This is a genomic window from Aeromonas sp. 82P, assembly GCF_051919365.1.
In the GTDB taxonomy this organism is placed as follows: domain Bacteria; phylum Pseudomonadota; class Gammaproteobacteria; order Enterobacterales; family Aeromonadaceae; genus Aeromonas; species Aeromonas veronii.
The window spans coordinates 1538916-1551415 of record NZ_JBQBEV010000001.1 but is presented as its reverse complement, the minus strand read 5'-3'; the positions used below and the strand labels follow the sequence as shown (position 1 = coordinate 1551415).

12 protein-coding genes are annotated in these 12500 nt (G+C 60.6%); 6 read left to right on the top strand and 6 right to left on the bottom strand.

Going from position 1 to position 12500, the window contains the following annotated elements:
- Positions 1-27 precede the first annotated feature (27 nt).
- The 5 genes from ACTG2S_RS07285 to ACTG2S_RS07265 all read left to right on the top strand — a co-directional run bounded on the left by ACTG2S_RS07285 (position 28) and on the right by ACTG2S_RS07265 (position 4122).
- Positions 28-540, top strand: a complete 513-nt coding sequence (locus ACTG2S_RS07285; RefSeq protein ID WP_064337040.1) for a MarR family transcriptional regulator — start codon at positions 28-30, stop codon at positions 538-540.
- Position 541: 1 nt separating this feature from the next.
- A complete protein-coding gene (locus ACTG2S_RS07280; protein ID WP_201991749.1) occupies positions 542-1597 on the top strand; it encodes an HlyD family secretion protein in 1056 nt (351 codons plus the stop codon).
- Complete coding sequence (locus ACTG2S_RS07275) at positions 1587-2684, top strand: DUF2955 domain-containing protein (protein ID WP_274160686.1); 1098 nt, start codon at positions 1587-1589, stop codon at positions 2682-2684. Before ACTG2S_RS07280 ends, ACTG2S_RS07275 begins: the two co-directional genes overlap by 11 nt.
- A 174-nt stretch (positions 2685-2858) precedes the next feature.
- On the top strand, positions 2859-3623 hold the full coding sequence (locus ACTG2S_RS07270) for a substrate-binding periplasmic protein (protein ID WP_120415013.1): 765 nt from the start codon (positions 2859-2861) through the stop codon (positions 3621-3623).
- A 142-nt stretch (positions 3624-3765) separates the two neighbouring features.
- A complete protein-coding gene (locus ACTG2S_RS07265; protein WP_005338437.1) occupies positions 3766-4122 on the top strand; it encodes an MliC family protein in 357 nt (118 codons plus the stop codon).
- Between the two features lie 56 nt (positions 4123-4178).
- On the opposite strand, the gene ACTG2S_RS07260 is transcribed toward ACTG2S_RS07265, so the two are convergent.
- The 4 genes from ACTG2S_RS07260 to nrdD form a co-directional block, all read right to left on the bottom strand.
- Positions 4179-4571 carry a TonB family protein gene (locus ACTG2S_RS07260; protein WP_005358848.1) on the bottom strand — a complete coding sequence of 131 codons (393 nt, stop codon included), beginning with the start codon at positions 4569-4571 and terminating at the stop codon, positions 4179-4181.
- A gap of 176 nt (positions 4572-4747) precedes the next feature.
- Entirely contained in the window at positions 4748-4918 is a 171-nt protein-coding gene (locus tag ACTG2S_RS07255; RefSeq protein WP_005338440.1) for a YqaE/Pmp3 family membrane protein, read from the bottom strand.
- 64 nt (positions 4919-4982) lie between these two features.
- A complete protein-coding gene (gene nrdG, locus ACTG2S_RS07250; protein ID WP_274160685.1) occupies positions 4983-5492 on the bottom strand; it encodes an anaerobic ribonucleoside-triphosphate reductase-activating protein in 510 nt (169 codons plus the stop codon).
- A gap of 100 nt (positions 5493-5592) precedes the next feature.
- Positions 5593-7710 carry an anaerobic ribonucleoside-triphosphate reductase gene (gene nrdD, locus ACTG2S_RS07245; RefSeq protein WP_439982220.1) on the bottom strand — a complete coding sequence of 706 codons (2118 nt, stop codon included), beginning with the start codon at positions 7708-7710 and terminating at the stop codon, positions 5593-5595.
- Between the two features lie 445 nt (positions 7711-8155).
- Between nrdD and ACTG2S_RS07240 the strand changes: the two genes are divergently transcribed.
- Positions 8156-9130: an ABC transporter substrate-binding protein gene (locus ACTG2S_RS07240; protein WP_439982218.1), complete on the top strand. Its 975-nt coding sequence runs from the start codon at positions 8156-8158 to the stop codon at positions 9128-9130.
- Positions 9131-9212: 82 nt separating this feature from the next.
- Here the strand turns inward: ACTG2S_RS07240 and ligA are convergent, their stop codons facing one another.
- Together ligA and zipA are read right to left on the bottom strand one after the other, a co-directional pair.
- A complete protein-coding gene (gene ligA, locus ACTG2S_RS07235) occupies positions 9213-11219 on the bottom strand; it encodes an NAD-dependent DNA ligase LigA (RefSeq protein ID WP_274160684.1) in 2007 nt (668 codons plus the stop codon).
- 99 nt (positions 11220-11318) lie between these two features.
- Positions 11319-12485, bottom strand: coding sequence for a cell division protein ZipA (gene zipA / locus ACTG2S_RS07230; protein ID WP_139410026.1), 1167 nt, complete (start codon positions 12483-12485; stop codon positions 11319-11321).
- Positions 12486-12500 lie beyond the last annotated feature (15 nt).

The following is a 12500-nucleotide window of genomic DNA, read 5'->3' as shown; positions in this document are numbered from 1 at the left end:
CAGGCTAAGTAGATTGAGGATGAGAAGATGACGGATCTGGAAAGGTTGCGCGAGCTGTCGCTCGCCGAGCAGATAGCGCGGATGCACCGGCTATGGCGTACTGCCGCCGATCTGGAGCTGGCCCCCCTTGGCCTCACCCATCCCCGCTGGACCGCGCTGTGGAAGCTCTCCCGCATGGGGAGCCATGTCAGCCAGAAGACTCTGGCCGAAGCCCTCGAGATAGAGCTCCCCTCCCTGATGCGCACCCTGGGCCAGCTGGAAGAGCAGGGGCTGATTGAGCGCCACTGTTGCAGTCAGGACAAGCGGGCCCGCATCGTCTGCGTGACCCCGGCTGGCCAGACCCTGCTCGATCAGATCGCCGACCGCATCATGAATATCCGCCGCGAGCTGCTGGGGGGCATCGACGAGCAGACCCTGCAGCTGTTTGAAGCCACGGTGCAGCGGATCTCGGCCAACGCCCTCAGCAAAATTGAACAACACCACGACCGACAAGCCGGAGGCGATACAAGCCCTCCCGAGACCGACACAGAGAGAGAATAAGATGACTCCGGATCAACAATTTACCCGCTGGATCAAATGGTCCATGGCTGGCTTTGCCACCCTGTTTGCCTATTTTCTGATAGCCGACCTGCTGATGCCCCTCACCCCTCAGGCGATGGCGACCCGGGTGGTCACCAAGCTGGCCCCCCAGGTGAGCGGCAAGGTGATCGAGGTCGCCGTTCACAACAACCAGCAGGTCAAGAAGGGGGATCTGCTGTTCAGGCTGGATCCGGCCCCTTTTGAACTGGCAGTGGAGCAGGCCCGCCTTGCGCTGGCACAGGCAGAGCAGCAGAACAGTGAACTGGATGCCGCCCTGACCGCCGCCGTTGCCGAGATCAACGCCAAGGAGACCCTGGCCAGCCAGAAGTGGCGCGAGGCTGAGCGGATCGATGCGCTGTACCAACGTCACATGGTTTCGCTGCAACAAAAAGATGAAGCTGACAGCGCCCTGCGCAGCGCCCAGGCCAACCTGCGCGCCAGTCAGGCCAAACTGGCCCAGATCAAGGCCAGTCGTGGCGTGACCGGTGAGGATAATCTGTTGCTGCGCCAGGCCCGCAACAAGCTGGCGCAAGCGCAACTGGCCCTCTCTTACAGCCAGGTCCACGCGGATCAGGATGGCACCATCACCAACCTGCAGCTCAAGCCGGGCAGTATCGCCAGCACCGGCAGCCCGCTGCTGGCACTGGTGTCGGAACAGGTAGATGTCATTGCCGATTTTCGGGAGAAGAGCCTGCGCCATGTTGGCGAGCAAACCCGCGCACTGGTCGCCTTCGATGGCGAGCCGGGTCAGCTCTATCCTGCTCGGGTAAGCAGTCTGGATGCCGGAGTGAGCGCCGGTCAGTTTGATGCCAATGGTCGACTGGCCGCACCGGTGGAGTCTGATCGCTGGGTAAGAGATGCCCAGCGGATGCGGCTGCACCTCGAGCTGGAGCAGCTCCCCGACCATCTGCCAGCCGGGGCGCGGGCCACGGTACAACTGCTGCCGGACAATGCCCTGACCGCCATGCTGGCACGGGGCCAGATCCACCTGCTCAGCCTGCTCCATTATGTCTACTAACCACGCCACTCACCCGTCGGCCAATACCGCCCCAGCACACCCCGCCGGTGGTGCTGCCACCCACCTCTGGTATCGGCCCCTCACCGGCAACGAGCTGCGCCAGTGCCTGCGCATCGCCTTTGGCTGTACCACGGGCTTTCTGCTCTGCAAGCTGTTTGGCTGGAATTACGGGGTCTTCTATACGGTCACGCCGGTGCTGCTGCTGGGAATGGTGCCGGTGATGAATGGCCATGCCGCACGCCAGCTGATCGCGGCGGCGGTGGTCTGTGGGGTGGAGGTCGGGCTGCTGGGGGGGCTGTTTGGCAGCCATCCGGCGCTGATGACCCCTATCGCCTTCATGCTGTTTCTCTACCGCTTCGCCGCCATGTCGCGGGGCAGCCTGTTTCTGTTCGGGGCCAACGGGGTGCTGAGCCTCAGCATCATGCTGCACTTTGCCAGCTATCCGCAGACCGACCTCAACGACCTGATCCTCAACAATATCTGGGCGAGCGTGCTGTCGGTGCTGATCGCCTACCTGATGACCATGCTGATCCCGGATGTGGAAGCCAGACCCAAGCCAGCCTCGGCCCCCAAGGCGCCGCACCGGATGCGCCATGAAGCTCTGCTGGGGGCCACTGTGGCCACCCTGTCGTTTCTGGTATTTCAGGTGTTTGACCTGCGCGACTCCATGTCTGCCCAGGCCACAACCCTGCTGGTGCTGTTCCCCATGCACTGGAACGGCGCCCTCAGTTATGCCCGCAAACGGGCGATGGGCACCTTGCTGGGGGTCACCTTCGGCCTGCTCGGCCAGCTGGTGCTCTATGACTGGTCAGGGCAACTGTTGCTGGTCGCTCCGCTGCTGTGGCTCGGCGCCATGTTGTTCAGCCATGCCCACGTCAAGGAGGCAGGCGGCTCTGGGGTCGGCTTTGGCGCCCTCACCACCCTCGGCATCCTGTTTGGCCAGTACCTCACCCCGGGCAACGATCTGGTGTTCAGCGCCCTCTACCGGGTGAGCAGCATCCTGTTTGCCATCGTGGTCACCCTGCTGGCCTGCTACCTCGTCCACCGGTTGCTCAACCGCTTCGAGGCGACCCGCTTCGGTTATTGATCTCCTTTTGTAAGCACTGTTGTCAGCCCATGGATGAGCTCTCTTTCGCCCCGTCGCCTGCCGGGGCGTTTTTTCTCTCGCTCGTTGACATCCCTCACCAATACTCCTGCCACTACAAGTCAGCGCAGAAGTGTGGCTATGCTTGTAAGGCTGCTGTCGATGAGGTGCACACTTATGGTTCCGTTGTTAAAAAAATGGCTGGTTTGTCTGATGTTGTTGGCTACCAGCCCGCTCGGGGCCACCCCGCTTGTCATTGGTGCCGAAGATGACTGGGCCCCCTACTGCGAGCGCGACAAGGACAATGAGGATGACCAGCCCCACGGACTGGCGCCTGAGCTGGTCAAGGCGGTGTTCGCCGCCGAAGGGATCGAGATTGTCTTTCGCACCCTCCCCTTCGCCCGCTGCATGCACGATGCGAAAAGCGGCAAACTTGCGGGGTGCTTCAACGCCACCATCACCGAAGAGAACCGCTACCAGTACCACTGGCACGATACCCCCATGTTCGAGGAGGATCTTGCCATCTTCGCCCTCGCCAGCGAGCCGCAACGGGATCTCAAGCTCACCTCGCTGGAGGGCAAGCGGGTGGGCATCACCCTCGGCTACACCTACCCCACCGATTTTATGGAGAACCCCAGAATCACCCGCTTTCAGGCCAAATCCGATGCCCAGATCCTCGAGATGCTGGTGCGCGGCCGGGTCGACTACATCCTGATGAACGGCATGCCGGGCTACCTCAAGATCCAGCAGAAGCAGCTGACCGGCAAGGTGGTCAAGGTTGGCAAACTCTCCACCGATGGCTTCTGGCTCGCATTCTCCCGCCACCACCCGCAAGGGGAAGCGCTGGCCAAACAGTTCGAACAGGGGCTGCAGAAGATCAAGAACAACGGCATCTATGAGACGCTGATCCGCCAGTTTGAAACCAGACTTGGCCTCTACTGATTGACGATTCCTTCCTGATAGCGCCCCCTCATACTCGCGCGGTATGCCGGACAGCCAGCGACGCACCGAATGGCCCCGCTGATTGCACAATCACGGCAACCTGTTAGGCTCACGCCCGTATGACACCAATGGAGCTGTAATCATGAATAAGGTACATATGATGGCCGCTGGTGCGCTGGCCCTCGGCCTGCTCGCTGGCTGCAATCAGGGCAATACCCTCTCAGTCACTGGTGGCGAACCGGTCAGTTACCAGTGCGAACAGGGCAAGAAGGTGCAGGTGCGCTACTTCTCTCTCTCCGACGAGAGCCTCAACTTTATCAAGCTGTCACTGCCGGACGGCAAGGATTACACCCTGCCCCAGGCCATTTCGGCCTCCGGCGCCCGCTATACGGACGAACATGAGGCCGTTTGGTGGAACAAGGGGGATGAGGGCTTTGTCGAGCTTCGGGATCAGGATGGCGAGTGGCAGACCGCCTACAACGACTGCAAACAGCAATAAACGTGACCCCGGCCTGGCCGGGGTCTCTCTTTCTCTGGCATCAGAGTGGTGGGGGATCAATTGATCTCGATTTCGAAGCGGTTGGTCACCTCGACCGGAATAGCATCCGGATTGCCCTCTGCCGGGCTGTAGCGGATCCGCGAGAGGGTCGCCAGCGCGCTCTGTTCCAGCTCGCCGGGGGGCTCGGCCGCCACCACTTCCGGCTTGACCGGCGTGCCGCTGGCGTCGATTTGATAGCGAACTTCCACATACCCCTTGACCGGTTTGGCCGGCAGGGCCGGCTCGTCATTGCCAAGCCATGACCACTGCTTCTCCTGAACCCAGTAGCTGGACAACTGCTCGAGAGGGATAGCGATCGGAGCGCGCTCGTGCGCTACCTCCTGACGGGATGAGCACCCCAGTAACAGTGTCACTGCCAGACCTGACCATACTGCGACTTTCCACTTCATGTAACGCTCCTTGTTCTCTGCCGGTGCTTGTTGCCGGACTGCGGGCCGCTCAACGCGGCCCGCTTGGTCAGTCACCCATCCTAACGAAAAAGTATTCGTATGAACATTAACAAAAGGGCCAACCCCGAGAGGTTGGCCCTTTTATCGTCAATAAGCTCACTAACCATACGCTGGCATCAGCCGCGCTTGTCGCTCACCACCAACCAGAGCGCATGGACCATGCCCGGCAGACCGCCCATCAGGGTCAGCACTATGTTGATTAAAAAGTGCAGGCTAAAGCCCACCTGGATAAACGCGCACACCGGGGGCAGGAAAATGGCCAGCAGGATCTTGAGCAGATTGTTCATCTCGGCTCTCCTTTTCAAAAATGTCGTCAGGATTGGAATGGGCTAACCATAAACATCCCGGACTTCAACTGCAAACCAGACAGGGAATTCGCTCACCGGCATCACGCCAGGCGTTGAGGTCGTGGATCTGCTGATTGCTGCTGCCACGCCAGAGCAAACCGGGATCCGCCAACGCCTTTTCAAACTTGCCATCCACCAGCACATCCAGCAGGGCGACCAGCTCGCGCTGGGCATCCGAGAGCTCGCCGAGCAGATAGCCGGTCCAGCACCAGATATCCTTGCCCGGACACTCGGCGCGCACCCGTTTCACCAACGCCAGCACGTGGGGCACGTTGGCCGGGTGGAGCGGATCGCCGCCGGAGAGCGACAGACCTCGCCGTTTGATGCGGCTGTCGTTGAGATCCGCAATGATGCGATCGCTCATCGCCTCATCGAACGGCCTGCCGCCATCGAGCCGCCAGGTGCTCTGGTTGTAGCAACCCGGGCACTGGTGCTCACAGCCGGAGACAAACAGGGTGGCACGGGTGCCGGGGCCGTTGATCACATCGACCGGGTAGTATTGGTGGTAGTGCATCGCTTGTTTCCTGCCTCGTTCACGGGAAGGCGGCGTGGTTGCCGCCCTCCAATGAAAATGGCCCCTTGAGTCAGGGGCCAGCTCTTCATCGCCTGTACGCTTACATATGTTTGACGCGGCGCTTCACCTCTTCCTGCTTGCCCGCATTGAAGGGGCGCGCATCCGGGCTGCCGAGGTAGCCGCAGACACGGCGGGTCACCGATACCTTGGCCGGGTCGTGGTTGCCGCAGCGCGGGCAGGTGAAGCCCTTGGAGGTACACTCGAATTCTCCGGTAAAGCCGCAGTCGTAGCACTCGTCGATGGGAGTGTTGGTACCGTAGTAGGGCACCTTGTCATAGCTGTAATCCCAGACGTTTTCGAGCGCTTCTAGGTTGTGCTGGATGTTGGGGTACTCGCCGTAGCAGATGAAACCGCCACTGGCGATGGGCGGATAAGGCGCTTCAAAGTCCAGCTTGTCGTACGGGTTGACCTGCTTCTCCACATCGAGGTGGAAGCTGTTGGTGTAGTAACCCTTGTCGGTCACGCCGGATACCACGCCAAACTCCTTGGCGTCGATGCGGCAGAAACGGGTGCAGAGGTTCTCGCTCGGGGTGGAGTAGAGGCTGAAGCCGTAGCCAGTCTCCTCTTTCCACTCGTCAATGGCTGCCCTGAGACGGGCGATGATGGCGATGGCCTTCTGTTGCAGCTCGGTGCTGTCAAACAGGTGCACCTTGTCACCAAACAGGGCGTTGATGGTCTCGTGAACCCCGATATAACCGAGGGAAATGGAGGCACGACCGTTCTTGAAGATCTCGCTGACGTTGTCGTCCGCCTTGAGCCGCACGCCGCAAGCCCCTTCCATATAGAGGATCGGAGCAACCCGTGCTTTCACCCCGTCCAGACGGGTGATGCGGTACATCAGCGCCTTCTTGGCGACCCGCAGGGAGGCATCGAGACGATCCCAGAAGTCTGCTTCGTCACGGGATTTCAGGGCAATGCGCGGCAGGTTGAGGCTCACCACACCCAGGTTGTTGCGACCTTCGTGGATCAGCTCGCCATTCTCCTCGTAGGCACCGAGGAAGGAGCGGCACCCCATGGGGGTCTTGAAGGAGCCGGTCACTTTCACGACCTGGTCGTAGTTGAGGATGTCCGGATACATCCGCTTGGAGGCACACTCCAGCGCCAGCTGCTTGATGTCGTAGTTGGGATCGCCCTGCTTGTGGTTGAGGCCATCCTTGATGGCGAACACCAGTTTCGGGAACACCGCGGTCTTCTTGTTCTTGCCAAGACCAGCGATACGGTTGCTGAGGATGGCGCGCTGGATCATCCGCGACTCCCAGCTGTCCCCCAGACCAAAGCCGAAGGTGACAAACGGCGTCTGACCGTTGGCGGTGTGCAGGGTGTTGACTTCGTACTCCAGTGACTGGAAGGCGTCGTAGCACTCTTTCTCGGTGCGGGCCATGGCGTAGGCTTCCACATCGGCAATGCCCCACTCTTCGGCCACTTCACGGTGTTTCTGCCAGCTGATGGTCACATAGGGGGCCAGCACTTCGTCGATGCGGTTGATGGTGGTGCCGCCATAGATGTGGCTCGCCACCTGGGCGATGATCTGGGCGGTCACAGCCGTGGCGGTGCTGATGGATTTCGGAGTATCGATCTCCGCATTGCCCATCTTGAAGCCGTGAGTCAGCATCCCTTTCAGATCGATCAACATGCAGTTGAACATCGGGAAGAAAGGAGAGTAATCGAGATCGTGGAAGTGCAGATCACCGCTCTCATGAGCCTGAACCACATCACGGGGCAGCATGTGGCTGGTGGCATAGTGCTTGGCGACGATACCGGCCAGCAAGTCGCGCTGGGTCGGGATCACCTTGGAGTCTTTGTTGGCATTCTCGTTGAGCAGGGCAGCGTTGGTCTGCTCGACCAGACCACGGATCTCCTGCGCCAGACGGCCGCGCGCCTCGCGGGCCTGATCCCTGTCGTGGCGATATTCGATATAGGCACGGGCGATGGCCTTGTCGTCGGAAGCCATCAGGTGGTTTTCGACCCGGTTCTGGATCTCGTGGATATCAACTTCACCACGCCCTCCCAGCTCCTGACTCACGGCATTGGCAATGCGGGAGGCGAGTGCCGGATTGGCCTGATTGACCGCTTCCGCCGCTCGGCTGACCGCCTCTGCAATCAGCTGGGCATTGAATGGTGCGCGACATCCGTCACGTTTGATCACAACCGGTTTCATGGATTTTCCCCGTTAAAAGGCCAGGCATTTGCCTCTGGCTCACCCTTGTTGGGCCCCCCTCCCGGCATCTCGTCCTGGACGCAAATAAATTCAGCCGAGGCTTGACAAGCCTGGGCTGAAGATAGGAGAGGAACAGCTTATACACAGCTTAATAACACAACATATAGGGATTAAAAACGAATGCGTCCCTATATGTGGTGTCTATTAGGCACCAAAGCGCAGCCTCATTTCTTGATCCAGAACAGGTTTTTCAGCGAGCGGGACAGTTCACGACCAACCCAAAGGAGCCCCATTCAAATCCAACCTCAAGCGGGGTGCGGGCTGGCGTCCGATCCACCCACCCGAAAAAAAATCGCCCCCCGCCGCACCGGTTTCGAGATGACAGCGTCAACCAAAACCGCCCATACTGAACAAGAACTCTTTCCCCCTCGACAAGGGACAACCCATGCGCACCTCCCTGCTATTGCTACTGCTATCCACCCTCTCTCTGCCGCTCTGGGCTGCCAACATTCTGGTGATCAGCAGCTACAATCCCGAATACCTGTGGGACCAAAGCTACAACAAAGGGCTGCTCGATGGCTTGCAGGGGGAGCACAAGATCACCCACTTCTATATGGATACCAAACGCCATCCACGGGAGAAGTTCGACGAAATAGCCCAGCAAGCCATCGCCTTTTATCTCAAGAGCAAACCGGATCTGGTAGTACTGGGGGATGACAACGCCATCAACTATCTGGCCAACGAGATCGCCTCGCTGGGCACCCCGGTGGTCTTTCTTGGCATGAACGAGAATCCGCGTCTCAAGGGCTTTGTCGGCCACCCCAAGATCACCGGCGTGCTGGAGCGCCCCCTGCTCAAGCGCAACATCAGCGAAATAAGCCAGATGATGGGAGGGCTCGACAAGGCACTGGTGCTGTTTGATTCCAGCAATGTGGCCCTCACTGCCATTGAGGATGAATTCAAGACCCAGACCGAGCTGCGGGTCGGTCAGACCCGGATCAACAGCCAGCTGATGGGGGATTACAGCCTATGGCAGGAGGCAGTGCTCAACGCCAAGAAGAACGGCTATCAGGCGATCTTCCTCGGCCTCTACCACACGCTGGTCGATGACAATGGCAAGCATGTAAGCGAAAAGACGGTGCTGGAGTGGACCAGCGCCAACACGCCGGTGCCGCTCTTCTGTTTCTGGGAGTTTACCGTCGGCAAGGGGATGGCCATCGGTGGGCTGGTGCTGGACGGCCACGATCAGGGGATACAGGCAGCCAGCCTCATCAACACCATACTGGCGGGCACCCTGCCCCGTACCATCTCCCCGCGCGCGGCCCTGCGCGGCGAATATGTCTTCAGCAAGAGTGAGCTGGCCCGCTGGCAGCTCACCGTGCCCGACAAATGGCGCCACAAGATCCTCTGGCGTGAGTAACCGCCGAAACAAAAAAAGAGAACCCGGCCATGCCGGGTTCTCTTTTATCGGGTGCTGCGGTTAGCAGGCTTGGTGAGGGCTATCAGCCCTGCAACGCCTGTTGCAGCTCCTCTTCGGTCCAGATGGTAATGCCGAGCTCCTGCGCCTTGGTCAGCTTGGAACCGGCCGCTTCCCCCGCGACCAGCACATCGGTCTTGGCAGATACCGAACCCGCTACCTTGGCTCCCAGCGCCTGCAGTGCCGCCTTGGCATCGTTGCGCGACAAGGTGGTCAGGGTGCCAGTCAGCACGAAGGTCTTGCCGGCAAAGGGTTGCTCCGCGGCCTCTTTCTTCTCGATGGCCGGCCAGTGGATGCCGGCAGCCAGCAAGGCTTCCAGCACCTCCACGTTGTGCGGCTGACGCAAGAAGTAGTAGACATGCTTGGCCACCACATCGCCCACGTCGGCCACTTCGAGCAGTTGCTCCACCGAAGCTGCGCGCAGGGCATCCAGGGTGAGGAAGTGGTTGGCAAGGTTGAGCGCAGTCGCCTCCCCTACTTCGCGGATCCCCAGAGCAAACAGGAAGCGCGGCAAGGTGGTACTGCGGGCAGCATCGATGGCGGCTACCAGATTGAGGGCCGATTTTTGCCCCATCCGCTCAAGACCGGCCAGCTGGATGGCGTTGAGGCTGAAGAGATCAGCGGGAGTCTTCACCAGCTCCTTGTCTACCAGCTGCTCGACAATCTTGTCGCCAAGGCCGTCCACATCCATGGCGCGACGGGCGGCGAAGTGCTTGATCGCCTCCTTGCGCTGCGCCTCGCAGAACAGGCCGCCGGAGCAGCGGGCAACCGCTTCCCCTTCCAGCCGCTCGACCGCAGAGCCACAGACCGGACACTCGGTCGGGAAGAGAATTTCGCGCGCATCAACAGGGCGCTGCGCCTCCACCACGGCGACGATCTGCGGGATCACATCTCCTGCCCGGCGCACGATCACGGTATCGCCGACCATGACGCCGAGGCGCTCGATCTCGTCGGCGTTGTGCAGGGTGGCGTTGGAGACGGTGACGCCGCCGACAAACACCGGTTTGAGCTTGGCCACCGGGGTTACGGCGCCGGTACGGCCGACCTGGAACTCGACGTTCTCAAGCAGAGTCATCTCCTCCTGCGCTGGAAACTTGTGGGCGGTCGCCCAGCGCGGGGCGCGGGCCACAAAGCCGAGTTCCTCCTGCAGAGCGATGGCATCCACCTTGTAGACCACGCCGTCGATCTCGTAAGGAAGCTCGCCACGGCGGGCCAGAATGTCGTCATGGAACGCCTGACAACCGGCGGCCCCCTCTTTGAGCTTCATCTCGGGACTGAGCGGCAGCCCCCACTCCTTGAGCTGATTGAGGCGACCAAAGTGAGAGCCACCGAGCAGCTCGCCGCCAACACCGACACCGTAAGCGTAAAAGCTCAGGGGACGGCTGGCGGTGATACGCGAGTCAAGCTGACGCAGGCTGCCAGCGGCTGCATTGCGCGGGTTGACGAATACCTTCTCGCCTGCGGCCAGCGCCTTGGCGTTCATCGCCTCGAAACCGGCCTTGGGCATAAAGACTTCGCCACGCACCTCCAGCCGCTCGGGCCAGCCAGTGCCACGCAGCGCGAGCGGAATGGCCTTGATGGTGCGCACGTTCTCGGTGATCTCCTCACCAGTGGCGCCATCGCCCCGGGTGGCCGCCTGCACCAGCTGACCATTTACATAGAGCAGGCTCACCGCCAGACCATCGAGCTTGGGCTCGCAGCAGAAGGTGAAACGCACGTCACGCTTGAGGCGATCGCTCATCCGTTGTTCGAACGCCTGCAACTCTTCGCTGCTAAAGACGTTGTCCAGACTCAGCATGGGGATCTCGTGGCGCACCTGTTTGAAGGCCGTCAGCGGCTGACCGCCGACCCGCACGCTGGGTGACGCCGGTGTTTTCAGCTCGGGATGCTCGGCCTCCAGCGCAATCAACTCGCGCATCAGGCGATCGTATTCGGCATCCGGCACTGTAGGGTTATCCAGCACATAGTACTGGTGACCATATTCGGTAAGCAGTTCACACAATTGACGGTGGCGGGAGAGGGTGTCGCTCATGAAAAAGTCTCGAAGTGTGATTGAACGTACGGCCGGGGTAGAAACAAAAATGCGGTACCAGGGTACCGCACTTTTTCTTCACTCGACCCGCATGGCGTATTAGTCGCGACTGGCCTCGTAGGCAGCCAGCTCGTGACGGTAACGGGCAATGGTCTCGTCGCTCAGCGGGCTGCGATCCATATCGGTCAGCATGGCATCGAGATCGCTGGCCAGCTGATCGGCAGCCTGCAGCATGTCCTCGAAGGCAAACGCGGCATTGCTGCGCAGCGGCAACTGCATGAACAGAGAGACACCCGGCGTGGTGAACTGCTCCATCCGGTACGGGTTAAAGGTACCCGGCTTGACCATGTTGATCATGGAGAAGAGCACTTCACCCTTGCCGTTGGGATCTTCGTGACGGTGGAAAATATCCATCTCGCCAAACTTGAAGCCCTGCGCCATCAGGGATGAGAGCAGGGTTGCACCTTGCAAGTCGTGACCCGGACGGCCCATCAGGTTGATGACATAGACATCCTGCCAGATCTTCTCGACCGGCTGGGGCGCCATGCGCGGCTCTTCCACCACAGGTGCAGGTGCCACATAGGCCGGCTCTTCATAAACAGGCTCGGGAGCCACATGACGGGGCTGCGGCTGATATTCCGGCTCGGGAGCTCGCACCGGCTCGGCACGAACGGTGTCAGCGGTACGGACTGTCTCTGCACGGGCACCAAAAGTCGGGGCGGTCGCGTAAGCGGGCTCGACCAGCGGCTCGTCGTCCAGCGACTGCATCATGGGCTCGCGCTGGGGACGGGAACGGTAGACCGGGGTACGACGATTGACCTGAGCAGGTTTGCGCACCGGCGCGGCGGGCGCCTCGTCGATCTCCTCGGGCAGCGGTTCGTCGAATGTTTCCTCTTCATAGACAGGAGGCGGCGGAACCGGGCGGGCAGCAGGCTTGCGCACTACGGGCGGCGGCAGATCGTCCTCGTCATCTTCATCATCAAAGGCGGGGACGGCAGGGCGACGACCGAGTTCCGGCTGGCGGCTCTCTTCACTGCGCAGCTTGGGCTCGGCACGACGGCCACCACTGACCACACGTACCTGGCCGATGCCATCGCTGTCGAAGGCGTCGTTATCACGATCCCGCGACTTGGAGTCCATCCGTCCAATCGGTTTCTCTTTGATCGGTGCCTGACGATTCTTTTTGTTGCTCCACAACCCGTGAATGAGCAATGCCGCAATAGCAATACCGCCCAGGGCAACCAAGATGTAACGCAATTCCTGCATTAGCTGCTTCTCTTT

Bases quoted from the DNA above. Each gene is read 5' to 3' on its own strand.
- ACTG2S_RS07285 (WP_064337040.1), top strand. From the start codon at position 28: ATGACGGATCTGGAAAGGTTGCGCGAGCTGTCGCTCGCCGAGCAGATA.
- ACTG2S_RS07280 (WP_201991749.1), top strand. From the start codon at position 542: ATGACTCCGGATCAACAATTTACCCGCTGGATCAAATGGTCCATGGCT.
- ACTG2S_RS07275 (WP_274160686.1), top strand. From the start codon at position 1,587: ATGTCTACTAACCACGCCACTCACCCGTCGGCCAATACCGCCCCAGCA.
- ACTG2S_RS07270 (WP_120415013.1), top strand. From the start codon at position 2,859: ATGGTTCCGTTGTTAAAAAAATGGCTGGTTTGTCTGATGTTGTTGGCT.
- ACTG2S_RS07265 (WP_005338437.1), top strand. From the start codon at position 3,766: ATGAATAAGGTACATATGATGGCCGCTGGTGCGCTGGCCCTCGGCCTG.
- ACTG2S_RS07260 (WP_005358848.1), bottom strand. From the start codon at position 4,571: ATGAAGTGGAAAGTCGCAGTATGGTCAGGTCTGGCAGTGACACTGTTA.
- ACTG2S_RS07255 (WP_005338440.1), bottom strand. From the start codon at position 4,918: ATGAACAATCTGCTCAAGATCCTGCTGGCCATTTTCCTGCCCCCGGTG.
- nrdG (WP_274160685.1), bottom strand. From the start codon at position 5,492: ATGCACTACCACCAATACTACCCGGTCGATGTGATCAACGGCCCCGGC.
- nrdD (WP_439982220.1), bottom strand. From the start codon at position 7,710: ATGAAACCGGTTGTGATCAAACGTGACGGATGTCGCGCACCATTCAAT.
- ACTG2S_RS07240 (WP_439982218.1), top strand. From the start codon at position 8,156: ATGCGCACCTCCCTGCTATTGCTACTGCTATCCACCCTCTCTCTGCCG.
- ligA (WP_274160684.1), bottom strand. From the start codon at position 11,219: ATGAGCGACACCCTCTCCCGCCACCGTCAATTGTGTGAACTGCTTACC.
- zipA (WP_139410026.1), bottom strand. From the start codon at position 12,485: ATGCAGGAATTGCGTTACATCTTGGTTGCCCTGGGCGGTATTGCTATT.